Here is a 19,816-nt window from a genome sequence, read left to right on the forward strand (position 1 = left end):
TAGATGATCAAAAATCGATTTAGGGGGTATAGCAATGAAACATAAGAAGAGATTGTCGCTGCTGCTCGCGATCATGATGATGGCCACATTCGTTCTTGCGGCATGCGGCAACGGCGACAGCAACAATAGCGCAAACGGCGGCGAAGAAGGAAGCAGCGGCAACGATACGCAGCAGGAAGAGAAGCTCGAGCCGATGACCATGACGTATTACAGCGCGGATTCCAATGCAAACTGGGCCAACATGCAGGACGCGGTCGGCAAGAAGCTGACCGAGAAAACCGGCATTACGATCCAGGCCGAATACGCGGTGGATGGCTCCAATCAGAAGCTCCCGCTGATGGTGGCGAGCGGGGAATATCCGGACTTGGTATTTGCCAAGGGTGACGCCAATTTGTTTGTGGATTCCGGAGCGTTTATTGATCTGACAGATCTGATCGAAGAGCATGCGCCGAATATCAAGAAGGTGTATGGAGAATATATGAGCCGTCTGAAATGGAGCAATGAGGACGAGGCCATCTATGTCCTCCCGACACTTGCAGCGGTGGACCATCAGGCCCTTGATGCTGGCGGCACGTTCCAGATCCAGCATGAAGTGCTGAAAGAACTCGGTTACCCTGAACTGAAAACGGTGAAGGATTATGAGAACGCACTGAAAGAGTATGCCGAGAAACACCCGACCATTGACGGCCAGCCGACGATTCCGCTGACGTTGAATGCGGACGGATGGAGAATCATGATCTCGGTAACAAACCCGGCGTTTATCGCGACAGGCGTATCGGATGACGGCGAGTACTATATCGACCCGGAAACAACCGAGGCGAAGCTTCATTACAAGCGGCCGGAAGAGAAGGAATACTTCCGCTGGCTGAATCATATGAACGCCGAGGGCTTGTTGGATAAAGAAACGTTCGTGCAGAAGACGGACCAATACGAAGCTAAAATCTCCTCTGGCCGTGTTCTTGGCGTCATCGATCAGGAGTGGGGCTTCGGCAATGCAACCAACGCGCTAAGATCTTCCGGTAAGGAAAACCGCACCTATGCGAGATTCCCGATCCAACTGGATGAGTCKACCAAGGATGCAACATTCCAAGACACGGGTTACGTCGCCGGATGGGGCGTAGGCATTACGACATCCGCGAAGGATCCGGTTCGAATCATCAAGTTCCTGGATTATCTGGCTTCTGAAGAAGGGCAAGTTTTGATGAATTGGGGAATCGAAGGCGAGCATTACAACGTGGTGGACGGCAAGCGCGTCATTCCGGAAGATGTCCAAGAGCGCAAAACCTATGACAACGCCAACTTCACCAAGGAAACAGGAATCGGCTTGTACAACGCCATGTTCCCTCGTTACGGCGACGGCGTGAAGGATTCGACGGACAACTATTACACAACGAACTTCCCGGAGACGATCATAGAGAACTATACGCCATCCGCGAAGGAAACGCTGAAAGCGTACGGCGCGGAAATGTGGAAAGACCTGTGGCCGAAACAAGAAGAATTTGAAGTGAAGCCGTGGGGCGTTGCTTACAACATTCCGGTACCGAGCGACTCCAATATCAATATCACGTACAAAAAGGTGGAAGAGATTACCCGGAAGCGGATTCCGGAAGTCATTCTTGCCGATCCTGCGAAATTCGATGCGCTGTATGATCAGTTCATCAAAGAACTGAATGATGCCGGCGCCGAGAAGATGGAGCAGGAATACACCCAATTGGTACGCGAACGCGTGGAACTCTGGAATAATTAAGGTAGAGGCGAATAGAAGGGGCCGGCTGTATGCGGCCCCTTTTACCGCTATTCAAGGCAGTTGCTGCTAGCGGCGGGCCTTAAGTTATTCGAATAAATACAACCTAAGATGAAGGATTTAAGGTGTTTTTCGAGAAGACCTTTATCAAATTGGAATAAGGGGGGATTACACTGAATTCAGTACAGCAGCAGGCCTCAACATTGTGGTATCGGAAGCCCGCGGCCAAGTGGGAAGAAGCGCTTCCGCTTGGAAACGGCCGTCTTGGCGCCATGGTGTTCGGGGGCGTACAGGAAGAACGCATTCAATGGAATGAAGATACACTTTGGTCCGGGTTTCCCCGGGACACGAATAATTATGAGGCTCTCCGGCATTTGGCATCGGCAAGAGAGCTGATTGCGTCCGGAAAGTATACCGAAGCCGAACAGTTGATTGAGGGCAAGATGGTCGGCAGAAGCACGGAGTCCTTTTTACCTTTAGGAGATTTGGTTATCAGACAGAGCGGTGTTGGGGATGATTGGACGGACTATAGGCGCGAACTGGATTTGGATACAGGAATTGCATCCACTCACTTTCGAGCCGGTGGCTCAGATGGTCGCTTCAGTAGGGAAGTATTCATCAGTGCGCCTGATCAGGTAGCGGTTATTCGTTATACGACCACGAACGCTGGAACCATCCAATTGGAGATCGGGCTTCGTTCACCGCTGCAGCATGGTACCTGCAGCGCAGAAGACGGATCCTTGGTGTTGTACGGACACGCTCCCACCCATATCGCTGAGAATTACAGAGGTGATCACCCCGGGGCGGTGCTCTATGAAGACGGGCTTGGCATACGGTATGAAATGAGGCTGCTGGCCTTAACGGATAGCGGGCAGGTTACGGTGGATGACAGCGGTATACGTATTCACGGCGCAGGCTCGGTCACGCTGCTGATTGCGGCTGCCACGAATTTTGAAGGCTTCGATCGCTCTCCGGGTTCTGGAGGAACCGATCCGTCCGGTATATGCAGGAGAAGGCTTCAGGACGCGATGGGGCGTGGCTTTGAAGAATTGCGCTCACGGCATGTCCAAGACCATCAAGCCTTGTTCAGACGCGTGGACCTTCAGCTTGGCCGTTCAGAGAATGGACGTTCCATAGAAGCTTTAGCCACCGATGAGCGGATGGAAGCGTACCGGGAAGGACGGGAGGATGCTGCTCTAGAGGCGCTGATGTTTCAATTCGGAAGGTATTTGCTCATTGCCAGCTCTCGGCCAGGTACACAGCCAGCACATCTGCAGGGCATATGGAATCCGCATGTACAGCCGCCATGGAACAGCGATTATACAACGAATATCAATACGGAGATGAACTACTGGCCCGCAGAGACGACGCATCTGAGCGAGTGTCATGAGCCGCTGATCCAGATGATCCGGGAGCTTAGCGTAAGCGGTGCCCGGACGGCGAAAATTCATTACGGCGCCCGTGGATGGGTTGCCCACCATAACGTGGATCTGTGGCGAATGGCCAGCCCGAGCGATGGCAGGGCCATGTGGGCTTTCTGGCCAATGGGCGGCGCATGGCTGTGCCGGCATCTATGGGAGTATTACCAATTCCAGCCGAATCTTGAATACTTGCGAGAAACGGCTTATCCGCTGATGAGGGATGCGGCATTGTTTTGCCTGGATTGGCTTATTGAAGACGGGAAAGGGCATCTCGTGACCAGCCCGTCGACATCGCCCGAGAATCAGTTCCTTACCGCGGAAGGCCTGCCTTGCAGCGTGTCGGCAGGCTCCACTATGGACATGGCCATCATCCGGGATATATTCCAGAATTGTATTGAAGCATCGCAGCTGCTGGACCAGGATGCTGAGCTGCGGGAGGAGTGGAGGGCAGCGGCAGCGAGGCTGCTGCCTTACGCCATTGATGCCGAGGGCAAACTCATGGAATGGAGCGAGCCTTACCCGGAAGCGGAGCCCGGACATCGGCACGTATCGCATTTGTATGGGCTGTACCCCGGCTCCGACATTACCCTTCAGGATACGCCGCAGCTTGCGGAAGCCGCTTATCGTACGCTGATGTCGCGGATCGACCATGGAGGAGGGCATACGGGGTGGAGCTGCGTATGGCTGATCAACCTGTTTGCCCGGCTACAGCAGCCGGACAAGGCGTATGATTATGTCCGGACGCTGATTTCCCGTTCCATGCATCCTAATCTGCTTGGGGACCATCCTCCCTTCCAGATCGATGCGAATTTTGGAGGTACGGCCGGACTTGTGGAAATGCTGCTCCAGAGCCACTTGGGTGCTATTCAGCTGCTGCCGGCGCTGCCGAAAGCGTGGGCAGCAGGAGCCGCAAGAGGATTAAAGGCTCGCGGCGGGTTTATTGTGGACATGGAATGGAGCAAAGGCATCCTAACGTCTGCGCGCGTAATCTCTACGCATGGCCGAGTCTGTAGAATTAGCTGTTCCGTGCCTCTCGCCGTTAAAAGGGAAGACGGAAGTGCGGTGACGATGGATGAGCAGGGCTCATTTGAAACGGTCAGCGGGGCGATATACCTGATCAAGCCAGCGACTTCCGAAGGCAGCCGCGAACACGATTGATCGTACAACGTAGAACGCTTTGTTGATGGCGAACTGGATTCGGAATTAAGAAGCTAAAGGAGCTGAACCCTAAATGATTAACGAAAAGTTACCCAAAATGTGGTATGGCGGCGATTATAACCCCGAGCAATGGGATGCAGAAGCGTGGAAGGAAGATGACCGCATGTTTAAGCTGGCGGGCATCGATGTGGCCACCATCAATGTATTCTCCTGGGCTTTGAGTCAGCCGAATGAGGATACGTACGATTTTGCCTGGCTGGACGAGACGATCGAACGGCTGTACCGGAACGGGGTATATATCTGTCTGGCAACCAGCACAGGGGCCCATCCGGCTTGGATGGCCCGTAAATACCCGGATGTGCTGCGCGTCGACTACGAGGGACGTAAACGCAAATTCGGAGGTCGCCATAACTCCTGCCCAAACAGCCCCACTTACCGTAAATACGCCAAAATCATGGCCGGCAAGCTGGCGGAACGTTATAAGGATCATCCTGCCGTCCTGATCTGGCACGTATCGAACGAATACGGCGGATACTGTTACTGCGATAATTGCGCCGCGGCATTCCGGACTTGGCTCGAGCAGCGCTACGGCACGCTGGATGCCGTGAACAAGGCATGGAATACCCGCTTCTGGGGACATACCTTCTACGACTGGGAAGACATTGTCGTACCTAACGCATTAAGCGAGGAGTGGTCCGGTAATCGGACCAATTTTCAAGGCATATCCCTGGATTACCGCCGTTTCCAGTCGGACAGCCTGCTGGACTGCTATAAGCTGGAGCGGGATGAATTGAAGCGAATCACACCAGATATTCCGGTGACCACGAATCTGATGGGCTTCTATCCCGAGCTGGATTACTTCAAATGGGCCAAAGAGATGGATGTTGTATCCTGGGACAACTACCCGTCTCTGGATACGCCATACAGCTATACGGCCATGGCGCATGCCTTGATGCGGGGACTTAAGGGAGGACAGCCTTTTATGCTCATGGAGCAGACGCCGAGCGTCCAGAACTGGCAGCCGTACAACTCGGCCAAGCGACCTGGGGTCATGCGGTTGTGGAGCTACCAAGCGGTCGCCCATGGCGCGGATACGGTGATGTTCTTCCAGCTGCGCCGTTCGATCGGAGCCTGCGAGAAATATCACGGAGCGGTCATCGAACATGTAGGGCATGAACATACCCGCGTATTCCGCGAGTGCGCGGAGCTGGGCAAGGAGCTGCAGCAGCTGGGGGACCGAATCCTGGATGCCCGTTCCGACGCCAAAGTCGCGATCATCTACGACTGGGAGAATCGATGGGGCATTGACCTGTCGAGCGGTCCGACCGTTGCCCTTAATTACGTGAATGAGGTCCATAAATATTATGATGCTCTGCACCAGCTGCATATTCAGACCGATATGATCAGCGTGGAAGAGGACTTCCGGAAGTATGACGTTGTCATCGCACCTGTGATGTATATGGCAAAGCAGGGATTTGCAGAGCGCGTGGAGGCCTTTGTGTCGCAAGGCGGAACCTTTGTGACGACCTTCTTCAGCGGGATCGTGAACGAGAATGATCTGGTGACGCTGGGCGGTTATCCGGGCGAGCTGCGCAAGGTGATGGGAGTTTGGGCCGAGGAGATTGATGCGCTGCTTCCGGGCCAGCAGAATCAGATGGTGCTGCGAGGCCGGAAGGGACAACTGGAGGGCACCTACGACTGCGGCATTCTATGCGACGTGATCCATGCTGAAGGAGCGGAAGTCGTTGCCGAATACGGCTCCGATTACTATCAGGGGATGCCATCGTTAACCGTGAATTCCTTCGGGCAGGGGAAGGCATGGTATGTGGCCACAAGTCCGGAGCCTCAATTCCTGAAGGACCTGATGCAAACGATATGCAATGACCATGGCATTGAGCCCGTCCTGAAGGCTCCGGAAGGCGTTGAGGTGACAAAACGCGTGAAGGAGGGCGTGGAGTTCACCTTTGTACTTAATCACATGCCGGAGAGCAAACTCGTGCCATTGGCAGGGGAGACCTACGTTGACCTGCTGACAGGAGAGGAGCATCGAGATTCCTGCGAAGTGCCGGCACGCGGAGTCATGATCTTGGAGAAGCAGCAGGGGTAGAAGGAGTGCATGAAGTTTCTGCGAAGGCATTAATCTAAGGGTTCACATAAAAAAGCAGAGAAAGCGGGGGATTCCCATGCTCTCTCTGCTTTATTTTATATGCCCAACTCAGACTGCTTGCCTTTAGCGGCAAACCGCTGCCCAGTCTACGCTTCCTGCTCATGCAGCTTGCGGAATTCCTTCGGCGAAATGCCCTCTTGCTTCTTAAAGACAAGACTGAAATATTTCTCGTTCTTGAAGCCGATCATTTCGGAAATCGCTGCCATTTTCAAGCCCGGGTTTTGCAGCAGGATTTTGGCCTTGGAGATGCGGATGCGGTTCAGATGTTCCGGGATGTTAATGCCGTGCCTTTGCTTGAATTTGCGGGAAATGTACTCACGGCTTACGTGAAATCGATTTGCAATATCATACAGCGAGACATCGTTCTGATAATTTTGCTCGATAAACGCCGTAATGTCATGGATCAGGTCCTGACCCGTTTGCTTCTGAGACTGGACAGCCGAGGCCAGCAGGCTCATTAATTCAATCCAATACTGCTGCCACTCGGACAGCGAGCACACATACTTGTCGGGGCTTGGCCGCTCGATGGTGGCGCTTTCCTCTTTGTACAATTTCAACAAAGCTTCAGACGACGGGTTAGCCGTTTCATGAATGACGTGATTGGCGAATCTTTCGATATCGCGGTCCCAACGCTCCAGAAGTTCCGGCGTGAGAACGCCGCTTTTCCGAATAGCTGCGATGAATGACTCTACGGCTTCGGTTATGGGAGCGGGCTGGCCGCTAAGTATGGCGAGCTTCCAGGTATCCTCAAATCCGCTGAACTGCAAGCCTCTATGATGGTCAACCCCCGATCGGCGCTGCTCCTCTGTATCATGGATAAAGTGATTAAGCACCGTTAAATCGCGCTGATGCAGGGCGGACGAGCTTCGGGCATACAATTCCGGAATGTCTGCCGGGTATTGACCGTCGGGACTCACGCCAAAATGCATGTGGCGCGACAAGGTGCGGTGCATCCCGTTATTGATCTCTTGTAGCAGCGTGGCAAGTGTGGCAAGCTGATCCCACAGCAAAATAACCAGCTGGTGAGGTGAACCAAAGTGACGGAAAGCGATCCCGATCCGGTCCTTTTGCAGAAATTCATTGCAAATATTGAGCAGGGCAAACATAAGCAAGTCCTGATGATGGCCAAAGCGGCTATAAAGCGCGTGGTCAGACTTGTCCATTTGCATGACGGCCAGACGTATCGTCTGCGCATGCTCCGGTACGATGCCTTCATCCTTGAGGCGATGGACCACCTGGGAATGGGCGCTTTTGTCATCGATAAGGCTGGATAACAGCTTCTCGGAATAGACCGGCCGGTACTCGTTCACCTGAACATGCTGCTGCCGCGCCGCAAGGCGCTCCCGTTCCTCGGCTTTCCAGGCGGCAGTCGCCTTGGCTACCGCTTGGTTGATAACGGCTTCCTCTATGGGCTTCAGGATATAATCCGTGCCGCTGTACCAGATGGTGTTGCGTACGAATTCGAAGTCGTCATGCCCGCTGATAACAATGAATTTAATATCCGGGTAATTTTTATGAATCCATTCCATGAGATCCACGCCGTTTTTGAGCGGCATCAGCATATCCATGAGCACGAGGCTCGGTCGGAACGCCGGAATCAGCTCCATCGCCTCAAGGCCATTGGCGGCTTCCTCAATATCGGTAATCCCGTGCGTCTCCCATTGGACCAGCAGTCGTATGGCTTTACGCACGCGAGACTCGTCATCCACGATCAATGCCTTCATCCGTTTCACCTTCCACATTTATAGTCAGTACAACTCGAAAGCCATGCGGCTTGTTGTTTTCGATGCTGAACTTGGATTTTCCGCGATAATACAGTCTCAGCCTTGTCATGATGTTGATGAGTCCGATCCCGCTGCTGTCTTCCGTTTCCATTTCGGAATGAACCTGAAGCTGTTCCAGATCCATCTCTTCCATCCGAAGCAATTGCTCCTGCAGGGTTTGAAACGGCTCATCCTGCATTCCATTTCCGTTGTCCTCAACCGTGATCTGCACGATGGAGGCCGACAGGCGCTTACTTTTTAACGCGATGTAATTGTTTTCCGCCAAGGGGTTCATGCCATGCTTGAAAAAGTTCTCGATCAGCGGCTGAACCAGCATTTTCGGGATCAACACCTGCAAAGTCGACTCATCCACATCGTAACGGAAGTCGAACTGATTCTCAAATCGTTCCTTCTGCAGCTCCGCGTAATCCTTGATATGATCGAGCTCCGTGGCCAGCGTGACCGGCTTGTCCGTATTGTACATGCTGTATCTCATCATCCGGGCAAGAGCGGAGATCAGGGAGTAAATCCTCTTCATGCCATGCTCAAGCGCAAGGGTGCCGATGGTTTGCAGCGCATTGTTCATAAAATGCGGGTTCACCTGAGCCTGCAGCGCCCGGAGCTGGTTGGTCCGGTTCGCCAGCTTCAGCTTGTATTCCTGCAAGATGAGGTTGTTGATCGTATCCATCATGCTGCCGAACCTGCGGTGGAGGGTTCCGATTTCGTCTTTGCGGTTAGAGGAGATATCCACGCTCATTCGTCCGCTTTTGACTTGGCTCATAAGGCCCACCAATTCCCGGATCGGCGCCGTAACATAGACCGAAATCCAGATCGTGGCAGCGATGATGAGAATAAGGGATACGCCGATCAGCAAAATATTGACGAAGGCTGCTTTGTCCGCGCTGCTCAGAATATAGGAGGAAGGAATCTCCTTAATCATCGTCCAGTCGCTGATCGACGTCTTGATATTGTTATACAGATAGATTTTGTTGTTATACTCAAAATGGCCTTCCTTCTTGCCGGACTGCTTGATGGTGTCGTACCATTCCGTTTGAATCTGCTGTCCAAGCCTCTCGTCATGGCCGGCATACATGATATAGCCGGCTTCATTCGTAATATAAAGCTGCTCATGTTCGGGCTGGAACAGCTGATTGCTGATCCGGCTCAGGAAGTTCATATCCAGATCGATGGCGAGAATGCCTAATCGCTCGGTAGAAGGGACGCGTTCTATGACCCGGTACATCGTGAATACTTGTTTATCGGCCTCGTAGGGATAAGCTAACTGAAAGCCATACGTGTGCAGGGGATGGGGCGGCTGCAAGACCACCGTATCGTTGCTAAGATCGGGAATTTCGGGATAGAGGTTGACGTCACTTGTTTTTCTGGCGATATCCTGGGCGAACAATGTGGCCTCTCTTTTGCCGTCGACATAAAGATAGACCTGTCTGGAGCCGCTGATGGCTTTTTGAATGGACTGCAGCGTGGCGGACTGCCTGCCGCTGGCATTGATGTTCTCATGACCATAATAGAGACTGCGGAAAAAATCCGGATCCGAATAAACCGTAAGGGAATTACGGTTCATGTCTTCCAAATAGCTCTCCAAATTCAACCGTCCCTGATAGAGAAGGTTCATATTCTCAACAACGGCCCGTTCCTTGAGCGAGTTGGTTGTCATGACATAGCTGATGATCATGGAGATGGTGGTCGGAATGATGGTAGCCATGATCATGAAAGTAATCAATTTGGTGCGAATGCTGTTCCGATTCCAGTTCAATAAATTCACCGCCGATCAATTTTCTATACCATTTAGTTCACATCCTGTGGTAGTCCCAAGGTCTACATCTTAGCATAATTAAATCATAGAGAAATGGATAGAGAAACGATAGGACAAGCGGAGGGGGATTTACATGAACAGCAAGAGAACGGCTGCCTTGACGCAGCAGTTGGTTTATATCGGACCCGCGCTGCTGTTTTTCGGCATTACGATCATTATCCCATTTGTGATGGGGATGTATTACTCGTTTACCAACTGGAATGGTGTCTCGGGGAATGTCGAATGGGTCGGGCTGGACAATTTCAAACAGATTTTCACAAATGACAGCGCATTCGCACAGTCCTTCTGGTTTACCACCAAGTTTACGGTCGTGGGCGTGCTTTTAACGAATCTGGTCGGTTTTTTCCTGGCCTACTTCTTAACGAAAAATATTAGGGCGCGCAACTGGCTGCGGACGATCTTCTTCATGCCGAACGTGATCGGCGGATTGCTGCTTGGCTTCATCTGGCAGTTTATCTTCATAAAGGGCTTTGCCACCGTTGGCGAGGCTACGGGGATTCCGTTCTTTAATCTTCCGTGGCTGGGAGACGAAGTGACCGGCTTCTGGGGCATTGTCATGGTCTTTGTATGGCAATCGTCAGGCTATCTGATGGTCATCTACATCGCGTCCATTACGAATGTGTCCAAGGAAGTCATGGAAGCTGCCGAGATTGATGGAGCGAACCGGTTTCAAGTGCTCAAGAGCATCATCGTTCCGCTTATCATGCCGGCGGTCACCGTATGTTTATTCCTGGCGATATCCTGGTCCTTCAAAATGTTCGACCTGAACCTGTCGCTGACCAAGGGCGGGCCATACCGCTCCACAGAGTCACTGGCCATGAACGTGTACAATGAGGCATTCCTGAACAACCGGTATGGACTCGGGACGGCCAAGTCTCTGATCTTCTTCCTGGTCGTTGCCGTCATCACGCTCATTCAAGTCCGATTAACGAAGCAGAAGGAGGTTGAAGCTTAAATGAGATCGAAGAAACCTCCTATGTCGGCTTCCACGATCGTATTGCAGATTGTGATGGTCATTATTGCGCTGATCTTCCTGGCGCCGTTTTACTTCCTGCTGGTGAACTCGGTCAAATCGCTGGGCGATATTATGGTCGACGCGGCCAACTGGCCAACCGCCTTTCATTTTGACAACTACAGCAAGGCTTGGGAAATGACCCGCTTCCCGGAAGCCTTCACGAATTCCGTCATCATTACGATCATCAGTAATCTAATCATCGCCATGCTGAGTGCGATGGCGGCTTACCGAATGGTTCGGTCCAATACGAGATTCAATCAAATCGTGTTCATGCTGTTCGTATCGGCCATGGTCATTCCATTTCAATCCATTATGATTCCATTGCTGCAGGTCATTAACTTCCTGGGCGTTAACAACAGTATCGTAGGTTTGATTCTCAGTTATCTGGGGCTCGGCATCCCGTTGTCGGTCTTCCTGTTCCACGGATTCGTGAAAGGCATTCCGCTTGAAATCGAGGAGGCCGCCACGGTTGACGGAGCTTCTCCGTTCAGAGTATTTGCCCGTATCGTTTTGCCGATGCTGAAACCTATGATGGTGACGGTCATCATCTTGAACTGTCTGTGGGTATGGAACGATTACCTGCTGCCGTCCTTGATTCTGCAAAGTCCGGAACTGCGGACGATTCCGCTTGCGACATTTGCCTTCTTCGGGCAGTATTCGAAGCAGTGGGATATGGCGCTGCCGGCCCTCGTGCTTGGCATTACGCCGATCATCATCTTCTTCCTGTCATTACAGAAATACATTGTTGAAGGCGTCGCTGCCGGCTCCGTTAAGGGGTAAGGCAGCCTGGCTTCACCCAAATCGGTTATTCCATCTTTATATATAAACAATATTAGGGGGTAGTAAAGATGAACAAAATGAAATTATCACTCGTAATGCTGCTGGCTTTCTCGCTGCTGCTTGCGGCCTGCGGCGGCAAGTCGGAGGGGGGCCAAGGCGGAAGCTCGGATGGAGCTTCCGGCGAAGTGAAGACGGTTAAGATTTTCCAATTCAAAACCGAGATCGTGGACGGCCTGAATGAACTCAAGGTTGAATTCGAGAAGGAACATCCGAACATCAAGCTTGATATTCAAACCGTGGGCGGCGGTGCAGACTATGGTGCTGCTCTGAAAACGAAATTTGCATCCAACGATGCGCCTGATATTTTCTCCAATGGCGGCGACGCCGAGATGGAGATGTGGATTGATCGCCTGGAGGATCTATCCGATCAGCCTTGGGTGAACGATCTGGTGCCCATGGCGAAAGAGCCGATGACCAAAGACGGTAAAGTATATGGCATGCCGATGAACCTTGAAGGATGGGGTTACATCTACAATAAAGATTTATTTGCGCAAGCGGGCATTACCGAGCTTCCTAAAACCTATGCCCAACTGGAAGATGCTGCGAAGAAGCTGGAAGCGGCAGGCATCACTCCATTTGCGAACGCTTACCAGGAATGGTGGTTGATCGGTAACCAAGGCATTAACCCGGCGTTTGCCCAGCAGGATGATCCGAATGCCTTTATCCAGGGCTTGAACGACGGCACGCAAAAATTCGCGGGCAATGCGAAGTTCGAAGAGTGGGCCAAGCTGATGCAGCTGACATTGGATCACGGGAACAAAAACCCGCTGACCACCGATTACAATACGGCCATTTCCCTGCTGGCTACCGGCAAAACAGCCATGATGCAGAACGGCAACTGGGCCCAAACCGAGATTGATGCCATCAATCCGGACCTGAATCTTGGCTACCTGCCGATGCCGCTTGGCGACAATGCGGAGCTGAATGACAAGCTGAACGTAGGCGTACCTGCGAACCTGGTCATCAACAAGGATTCCGCGTCGAAGGAAGAAGCGAAGATTTTCCTGAACTGGTTTGTCACATCCGATATCGGTAAAGAGTACATCGTCAAAAAATTCAAATTCATTCCGGCCTTGAAGACTATCGAAGCAACGCCTGAGGATATGGGTGACCTGGGCTCGGCTGTGTGGGAGTATGTGCAGGCTGGAAAAGTACTGCCAAGACAATCCGCGAAGTTCCCTGACGGTGTAGCACAGGAATTCTCCGGTGCAATGCAGGCCTTCTTCGCCGGCAAATCCGATGCGAACAAGATGCTTGAGGATATGCAGACATCCTGGGATAGTCTGAAAAAGTAAGGAGCAGCACTCTAATCCAAGTTAGCGAATCATCATAAGAGGTATGATCCCTGTCCGACAAGACTTGGGATGGTGCCTCTTTTCTTTAAGATTCAAAATACGTCGATCGTTACGATTTTCCTAGCTAGAAGAACGATGAAGGAGGCAATTTGATGATTAATCAACGTTTACCCAAGATATGGTATGGCGGGGACTATAATCCCGAGCAATGGGATAAGGCAACGATGGAAGAGGACCTGCGGATGTTCGAGCTGGCCGGTGTTGACGTGGCGACCCTCAATGTATTCTCCTGGGCTAAAACGCAGCGCGATGAGGACAGCTATGATTTCACGTGGCTTGACGAAATTATGGACCGCTTGGCAGAGGAGCAGGTTCATGTCTGCTTGGCAACAAGCACGGGGGCGCATCCGGCCTGGATGGCCAAGAAATACCCGGACATCCTGCGTGTTGACTACGACGGGCGCAAACGCAAATTCGGCGGTCGCCATAATTCATGTCCGAACAGCCCGACATATCGCAAATATTCGGTGCTGATGGCGCGTAAGCTGGCTGAGCGTTACAAAGATCATCCGGCACTGGTCATCTGGCACGTCTCGAATGAGTACGGCGGGTATTGTTATTGCGACAACTGCGAGTTGCAGTTCCGCGTCTGGCTGAAAGAGCGCTACGGGTCGCTCGACAAGCTGAATGCCGCATGGAACACCGGCTTCTGGGGCCATACCTTTTACGAGTGGGACGAGATTGTGGTACCGAATGCGCTCAGCGAGGAATTCGCCGGAAACCGAACCTTCTTCCAAGGGATATCGCTGGATTACCGCCGTTTCCAGTCCGACAGCCTGCTGCAATGTTACCGACTGGAACGAGATGAGCTGAAGAAAATTACGCCGGATATTCCGGTCACGACTAATCTGATGGGTTTTTATCCTGAGCTGGATTACTTCGAATGGGCGAAGTACATGGATGTGGTATCCTGGGACAATTATCCCGCGATCGATACGCCGGAAAGCTTTACGGCGATGGCGCATAATCTGATGCGCGGGCTGAAAAGCGGACAGCCGTTCATGCTGATGGAGCAGACTCCGAGCGTTCAGAACTGGTCGCCCTACAATTCCGCTAAGCGTCCCGGCGTAATGAGGCTGTGGAGTTATCAGGCCGTAGCGCATGGCGCGGATACGGTCATGTTCTTCCAGCTCCGCCGTTCCGTCGGGGCATGCGAGAAATTCCATGGCGCATTGATCGAGCACGTCGGACATGAGCATACCCGGGTCTTCCGGGAATGTGCGGAGCTGGGGCAAGAGCTGCAGCAGCTCGGAGACAAGCTGCTCGACTCCCGTTCAGACGCCAAGGTAGCGATTATGTATGATTGGGAGAATCGTTGGGCGCTGGAGCTGTCAAGCGGACCTTCCAAAGCGCTGAACTACGTGGATGAGGTTCATAAGTATTATGATGCGCTGTACCAGCTGAATATCCAGACGGATATCATCAGCGTTGAGGAGGACCTGAGCAAGTACGATGTGGTCATTGCCCCGGTGATGTATATGGTTAAGCCTGGCGTTGCCCAGCGCGTGGAGCGGTTTGTGTCCAGGGGCGGAACCTTTGTGACGACCTTCTTCAGCGGCATCGTCAATGAGAACGATCTGGTGACCCTGGGAGGTCATCCCGGCGAGCTGCGCAAGGTGACTGGCATCTGGGCCGAGGAGATCGATGCCCTGCTTCCCGGGCAGCAAAATCAGATCAACATGAAGCAGGATTGGGGGTCGCTGCGTGGAAGTTATCCATGTGGAATTTTGTGTGACGTCATCCATGCGGAGACAGCGGAGGTTCTGGCGGAGTACGGATCGGACTTCTATAAAGGCACGCCTGTTCTCACGAAGAATGTCTTTGGCGAAGGTCAGGCCTATTATGTGGCGAGCAGTCCGGATTCGCAGTTCCTGCAGGGATTTCTCGCCAATCTGTGCGAAGAACAGGGCGTGAAGCCGCTGCTGGAAACACCAGCCGGAGTAGAGGTGGTAGAGCGGGTGAAGGATGGGAACTCCTACTTGTTCATCATGAACCACAATGCCGAAGAGATGACGTTTGATGCAGGTTCTGCCAATCAATTCGATCTCCTGGGCAGCCGGCAGATTTCAGGCCATGTCACGATTCCGGGAAGGGACGTCATGATTCTGGAAAGGACGGCCGCCGTAAGGTCTTAAGAAGGACCATGGAGATTTAACTCGGACCTTGTTAGGGGGCAAAAAGCAGTGAGTATACATTTTCATGAAGATCTGGGAGTGTTCCATCTCCAAAGCGATCGGTCAAGTTACGTGATTGAGCTTGTGCGGGGCGTTTATCCGGCGCATGCCTATTGGGGGCGCCGGATTCGCGATAACCGCGTCGGCAATTTGCTGGAACGCCGGGGAAGAGCATCCTTTTCGCCAACGCCGTTTCGCGAGGATGCTTCCTTTTCCCTGGACAGCTTGCCTCAGGAATATCCGGGCTACGGCAGCGGCGATTTCCGGCAGCCTGCATATCAGGGTACAGCTGGCTAACGGGACTACGGTCACCGAAGCGGAATATGTCCGTCACCGGATATACAGCGGCAAACCGAAGCTGGAAGGCTTGCCTGCCGTATATACGGAACAGGATGCCGAGGCGGATACGCTGGAGCTGGAACTGCTTGATCGGGCAAGCGGCTTGACGATTTATTTGTCTTATACGGTCATGAATGCGTTCGACGCCATCACGCGTTCCGTGTCCTTCCGTAATGACAGTAAGGAGAACATCACCCTGCTACGGGCCATGAGCGCCAGCGTGGATATGAATCATAGCCGTTATGATCTTTTGCATCTTCATGGGGCATGGGCGAGAGAGCGCCATGTGCAGCGCAGGAGATTATCTCCCGGCATGCAGGGAATTGAGAGCCGCAGGGGTTCAAGCAGCCATAACCATAATCCGTTCCTTGCGCTGCTGTCCGAAGGCGCCGGCGAAGAGCACGGTGAGGTGTACGGCTTCAGCCTTGTATACAGCGGCAGCTTCTCCGCGCAGGTTGAGGTGGATCAATACGAAACAGCCCGGGTCACGATGGGATTGAATCCATTCGATTTTTCCTGGCTGCTGGAGCCGGGACAATCGTTCCAGACGCCGGAAGCGGTAATGGTCTTCTCGGCGGAGGGCCTCGGCGGCATGTCCAGACGCTATCATAAGATGTACCGTACAAGGCTGAGCCGGGGGCAATTCCGGGATGCCACGCGCCCGGTGCTGGTTAACAACTGGGAAGCGACCTACTTTAACTTTAATGCGGATAAAATCGAGCAGATCGCCAGCGCCGGAAGGGATCTCGGTATCGAGCTGTTCGTGCTGGATGACGGATGGTTCGGCAAGCGAAATGATGATACGACTTCCCTTGGGGATTGGGTCGTTGACAAGAACAAGCTGCCGGAGGGCCTGGAGGATCTCGTGAAGCGGGTCCGCAATCTGGATATGCAGTTCGGCTTGTGGTTTGAGCCGGAGATGATTTCGCCGGATAGCGATCTGTACCGTCAGCATCCGGACTGGTGCCTGCATGTGGAGGGACGCCGGCGAACGGAAGGAAGACAGCAGCTGATCCTGGACTTCTCCCGTGAGGAAGTAGGCGATGCGGTGGCCGATATGCTTCGGAGCATCCTGCAAAGTGCGCCGATCACCTATGTGAAGTGGGACATGAACCGGAATATGACGGAAATCGGATCGGCTGCGCTGCCGCCTGAGCGCCAGCGGGAAACGGCCCATCGTTATATGCTGGGGTTGTATCGGGTGATGGAGCAGCTGACGACCGAGTTCCCGCATATTTTGTTTGAGAGCTGCTCCGGCGGCGGCGGACGTTATGATCCGGGGATGCTGTATTACATGCCGCAGACGTGGACAAGCGATAACTCCGATGCCGTCAGCCGATTGAAGATTCAATACGGAACGAGCCTTGTGTATCCTCTAAGCTCCATGGGAGCCCATGTGTCCGCCGTTCCGAATCATCAGGTGTTTCGGAATACTTCGCTGCGTACGAGAGGCCATGCAGCGATGTCGGGCAATTTCGGATATGAGCTTGACCTGACGGCCTTCAGTGAGCAGGAAAAGGAAGAGGTCCGCGAGCAGGTGAAACTGTACAAGGAGATTCGGCATCTGGTGCAGTTCGGGGATTTCTATCGCCTTCGGAATCCGTTCGAAGGGAACGAAGCAGCCTGGACCATCGTCTCCGAGGATCGCTCGGAAGCGGTGCTGTATTACTTCCGCATCTTAAGCGAGGCGAATGAGCCGATTGTGTGGCTGCGCACGGCAGGGCTGGATCCGGAAGGGGATTATCGGTGCGTGGAGGATGGGAACATCTACGGCGGGGACCGACTGATGAACGCCGGATTGGCCATTCCCGCGATGCATGGCGATTTCCAGAGCTTCATGTGGAGATTCGAGCGAGTGTAAGCTGTTGACTCATGCCAAGGGGGGCCAAACGCGCCCCGAGCGCAAGCGTTATGTATAATAAAGATTCAGCATAAGCGAATAAAGCCAAAAGAACCGTCAGAGCTCAACAACTCTGGCGGTTCTTGCTGTTTCATTCCGGCTGCTCCTTAGGTTGTCGTGATGGAATAGGTACTCCGATCCGTAGTGAGCACCACTTGATGGTCCTGGATGTCCGCAGCCGTTAACCCGTCCAGTCCAATGACGAAGGCATCACTTGGCAGGGGCGCTTCATGGCCGGCCGTGATGACAACGCCGGGGCCGTGCAGCAGGAGCGCATGGCGGTCTCCATAACCGTCGATGGACTGCTCTTGATGCTGCTGGTGTTCAAAACGCTCCAGCTGTATTTTAATCTGATCCTGATCCTTCTCTTCTTGCTTGGATATGTGCAGAGTGTGATTGCTTTTGGATTGAAGCCAATGGGTGACCTCTTCGATCGATGGATTCATCATGAACACCTTCCTTGATTTTAGGGTGGCTTCAACTAGTCTGTCCATGATGGCGTAACCTTATTTCAAATTCATGGGCTTTCTCCGCCAGAAGCATATGAAAATTAACGCTGATCAAACCCTCTTCATCTATTTACGTGTTAATATAGTTAAATAATATGGAACAATCGCATGATACATAAGGAGGGGCCATGAGCAAGAAATGGTATTATGTTCTCGCCATCCTGTTCGTAGCCTGCAGCTGGGTCGGGAATGTCTGGTATTATGAAGCCAACCAACTGGGAAGAACCGTATTCCTTGAGCATCATGTGGAGACGAGGGAAGGGGGAGGCAGCGTATTTGACTTGTATTATGTAGAGGACAAACGATCAGACAAGACGTTAAGCTCCATCCGGATCGAAGGTTATCCCGAACAGATCGTAACGCCATACCCCAAATATGCAGAGTATCAGAGGCAATACTTAGGCAAAATGATGGTGAACTTGAATAAACCCGCTCCTGAGGAAGAAGCCCCAGAAGTAGAGCAGCTTAAGGAACCGGTTCTCGTTCGAGAGATTACCGCCCTATATTCCGATGGAACCTCGGAACAAGTGGATATCGGGGAGATTTACATATGGCCTGGCGTATATGATCAGGAAGAACAACATCCGGTATCGTGGACGTCCGGCGGATCCTCTTCCGATAACTCGGGCTACGAATCTGCCGTCGTGAAGCGGAACCTTCAGTTAACGGCGTTCTCTTCTAAATTGCTGGATATCGCAGAAGAGGGGGATCTTCGAATCCATGCCGACATTTCCGGACTAATACCGGGTACTAGTTACCAGTCGCAGCCTTCGGAAGCGCACATCGAGTTAAGAGGTGAACCTATCGACGAGATTCAGCTTCCACTTAAGATTAATAAAGGGGATTCCATTAGAATCAGCCATCAATTTGATATGCCATCGCTTAAGAAGAGTATGCAGGTATATCAGTTGATATTGAGAAGCACCTTTATAGAGGAACGCGGGCGGAGATGGTATGAAGACACGCTGATTCCTTATCAACCAAGTCCGACGGAACAAGAAATGGCGAAATTTGTCCGGGAAAGCAGGAAGGGGTCATGAGGAGCGCTTGTTATCGCATCGTGTGGGGGCTGCTCTTTGTACTGGTCGACCTTAAGATCGAATTTGTGGATGTATTGCCGGACATGCTGGGATACCTGCTGATGGCTTCGGGATTATGGCGGCTTCAGGCATTAAACGGATATTTTAGGGCAGGTCATCTGTCAGCCTGGCTGCTGCTGATCTGGTCGGTTCTTTCATTATTCTGGTTTCCTGAGGTGGGGACAGGGAGCGTGCCTATGCAATCGGTGAAGGGGCTGCTGATTCAACTGCCTGCAGTCTGCTTGCATATGGTATTGATTTTCGGAATCTGCCGAGGCATCCAAGCCAATTTCACAGACGCCGAATCCGGATTGGATCATAAGGCGAGCTTCCGGGAGCACTTGTTTATGGCAGCGCAGCTGCTATGGCTTATCGCCTACCCGTTCATCTTAAATCTGGATTCAGGCGATATGATCCCTGTGATTTTTGTATGCTCGCTCGTTGTGATGATTGCCGAGATCGCGGTTCTGCTTCTCGTCAGGCTGGCCGGACGGGAATGGGCAGAGGGAAAGGAATAA

The 19,816-nt window shown here is 52.6% G+C and carries 12 protein-coding genes and 1 pseudogene; 10 read left to right on the forward strand and 3 right to left on the reverse strand.

Going from position 1 to position 19,816, the window contains the following annotated elements:
- Nucleotides 1-34: 34 nt before the first annotated feature.
- The 3 genes from ACPV3A_RS10305 (at nt 35) to ACPV3A_RS10315 (ending at nt 6,430) form a co-directional block, all read left to right on the forward strand.
- The gene (locus ACPV3A_RS10305; RefSeq protein WP_220683859.1) at nt 35-1,747 is read left to right on the forward strand and encodes an ABC transporter substrate-binding protein; all 1,713 of its coding nucleotides are present in this window, start codon (nt 35-37) and stop codon (nt 1,745-1,747) included.
- Nucleotides 1,748-1,947: 200 nt separating this feature from the next.
- Nucleotides 1,948-4,323: a glycoside hydrolase family 95 protein gene (locus tag ACPV3A_RS10310; protein WP_426199419.1), complete on the forward strand. Its 2,376-nt coding sequence runs from the start codon at nt 1,948-1,950 to the stop codon at nt 4,321-4,323.
- 73 nt (nt 4,324-4,396) lie between these two features.
- Nucleotides 4,397-6,430: a beta-galactosidase gene (locus ACPV3A_RS10315; RefSeq protein WP_194544627.1), complete on the forward strand. Its 2,034-nt coding sequence runs from the start codon at nt 4,397-4,399 to the stop codon at nt 6,428-6,430.
- Between the two features lie 146 nt (nt 6,431-6,576).
- On the opposite strand, the gene ACPV3A_RS10320 is transcribed toward ACPV3A_RS10315, so the two are convergent.
- Complete coding sequence (locus ACPV3A_RS10320) at nt 6,577-8,214, reverse strand: response regulator transcription factor (protein WP_220687309.1); 1,638 nt, start codon at nt 8,212-8,214, stop codon at nt 6,577-6,579.
- Nucleotides 8,192-10,036: a cache domain-containing sensor histidine kinase gene (locus ACPV3A_RS10325; protein WP_426199422.1), complete on the reverse strand. Its 1,845-nt coding sequence runs from the start codon at nt 10,034-10,036 to the stop codon at nt 8,192-8,194. Before ACPV3A_RS10325 ends, ACPV3A_RS10320 begins: the two co-directional genes overlap by 23 nt.
- Nucleotides 10,037-10,160: 124 nt before the next feature.
- Between ACPV3A_RS10325 and ACPV3A_RS10330 the strand changes: the two genes are divergently transcribed.
- The 5 genes and pseudogenes from ACPV3A_RS10330 (at nt 10,161) to ACPV3A_RS10350 (ending at nt 17,671) form a co-directional block, all read left to right on the forward strand.
- Nucleotides 10,161-11,042, forward strand: a complete 882-nt coding sequence (locus ACPV3A_RS10330) for a carbohydrate ABC transporter permease (protein ID WP_426199424.1) — start codon at nt 10,161-10,163, stop codon at nt 11,040-11,042.
- A complete protein-coding gene (locus ACPV3A_RS10335) occupies nt 11,043-11,882 on the forward strand; it encodes a carbohydrate ABC transporter permease (RefSeq protein ID WP_426199426.1) in 840 nt (279 codons plus the stop codon).
- A gap of 68 nt (nt 11,883-11,950) precedes the next feature.
- Nucleotides 11,951-13,237 (forward strand): ABC transporter substrate-binding protein, encoded by a 1,287-nt coding sequence (locus tag ACPV3A_RS10340; RefSeq protein ID WP_426199428.1) that lies wholly within the window; start codon nt 11,951-11,953, stop codon nt 13,235-13,237.
- Between the two features lie 152 nt (nt 13,238-13,389).
- Nucleotides 13,390-15,432: a beta-galactosidase gene (locus ACPV3A_RS10345; RefSeq protein ID WP_426199430.1), complete on the forward strand. Its 2,043-nt coding sequence runs from the start codon at nt 13,390-13,392 to the stop codon at nt 15,430-15,432.
- 48 nt (nt 15,433-15,480) lie between these two features.
- A pseudogene (locus tag ACPV3A_RS10350) lies at nt 15,481-17,671 on the forward strand (alpha-galactosidase).
- A 146-nt stretch (nt 17,672-17,817) separates the two neighbouring features.
- Here the strand turns inward: ACPV3A_RS10350 and ACPV3A_RS10355 are convergent.
- On the reverse strand, nt 17,818-18,159 hold the full coding sequence (locus ACPV3A_RS10355) for a hypothetical protein (RefSeq protein WP_194544951.1): 342 nt from the start codon (nt 18,157-18,159) through the stop codon (nt 17,818-17,820).
- Nucleotides 18,160-18,347: 188 nt separating this feature from the next.
- Here ACPV3A_RS10355 and ACPV3A_RS10360 point away from each other — a divergent pair, with 188 nt between their 5' ends.
- The gene (locus ACPV3A_RS10360; RefSeq protein WP_220683864.1) at nt 18,348-19,259 is read left to right on the forward strand and encodes a hypothetical protein; all 912 of its coding nucleotides are present in this window, start codon (nt 18,348-18,350) and stop codon (nt 19,257-19,259) included.
- Nucleotides 19,256-19,816: a hypothetical protein gene (locus tag ACPV3A_RS10365; RefSeq protein ID WP_426199433.1), complete on the forward strand. Its 561-nt coding sequence runs from the start codon at nt 19,256-19,258 to the stop codon at nt 19,814-19,816. The genes ACPV3A_RS10360 and ACPV3A_RS10365 overlap by 4 nt, the downstream gene beginning before the upstream one ends.

Source organism: Paenibacillus sp. Dod16 (genome assembly GCF_049893405.1).
GTDB lineage: Bacteria > Bacillota > Bacilli > Paenibacillales > Paenibacillaceae > Paenibacillus_AQ.

What these genes read in the sequence shown, in the direction of transcription:
- ACPV3A_RS10315 (WP_194544627.1), top strand. Translation starts at nt 4,397, where the DNA reads ATGATTAACGAAAAGTTACCCAAAATGTGGTATGGCGGCGATTATAAC.
- ACPV3A_RS10345 (WP_426199430.1), top strand. Translation starts at nt 13,390, where the DNA reads ATGATTAATCAACGTTTACCCAAGATATGGTATGGCGGGGACTATAAT.
- ACPV3A_RS10365 (WP_426199433.1), top strand. Translation starts at nt 19,256, where the DNA reads ATGAGGAGCGCTTGTTATCGCATCGTGTGGGGGCTGCTCTTTGTACTG.
- ACPV3A_RS10320 (WP_220687309.1), bottom strand. Translation starts at nt 8,214, where the DNA reads ATGAAGGCATTGATCGTGGATGACGAGTCTCGCGTGCGTAAAGCCATA.
- ACPV3A_RS10360 (WP_220683864.1), top strand. Translation starts at nt 18,348, where the DNA reads ATGAGCAAGAAATGGTATTATGTTCTCGCCATCCTGTTCGTAGCCTGC.
- ACPV3A_RS10330 (WP_426199424.1), top strand. Translation starts at nt 10,161, where the DNA reads ATGAACAGCAAGAGAACGGCTGCCTTGACGCAGCAGTTGGTTTATATC.
- ACPV3A_RS10355 (WP_194544951.1), bottom strand. Translation starts at nt 18,159, where the DNA reads ATGATGAATCCATCGATCGAAGAGGTCACCCATTGGCTTCAATCCAAA.
- ACPV3A_RS10340 (WP_426199428.1), top strand. Translation starts at nt 11,951, where the DNA reads ATGAACAAAATGAAATTATCACTCGTAATGCTGCTGGCTTTCTCGCTG.
- ACPV3A_RS10335 (WP_426199426.1), top strand. Translation starts at nt 11,043, where the DNA reads ATGAGATCGAAGAAACCTCCTATGTCGGCTTCCACGATCGTATTGCAG.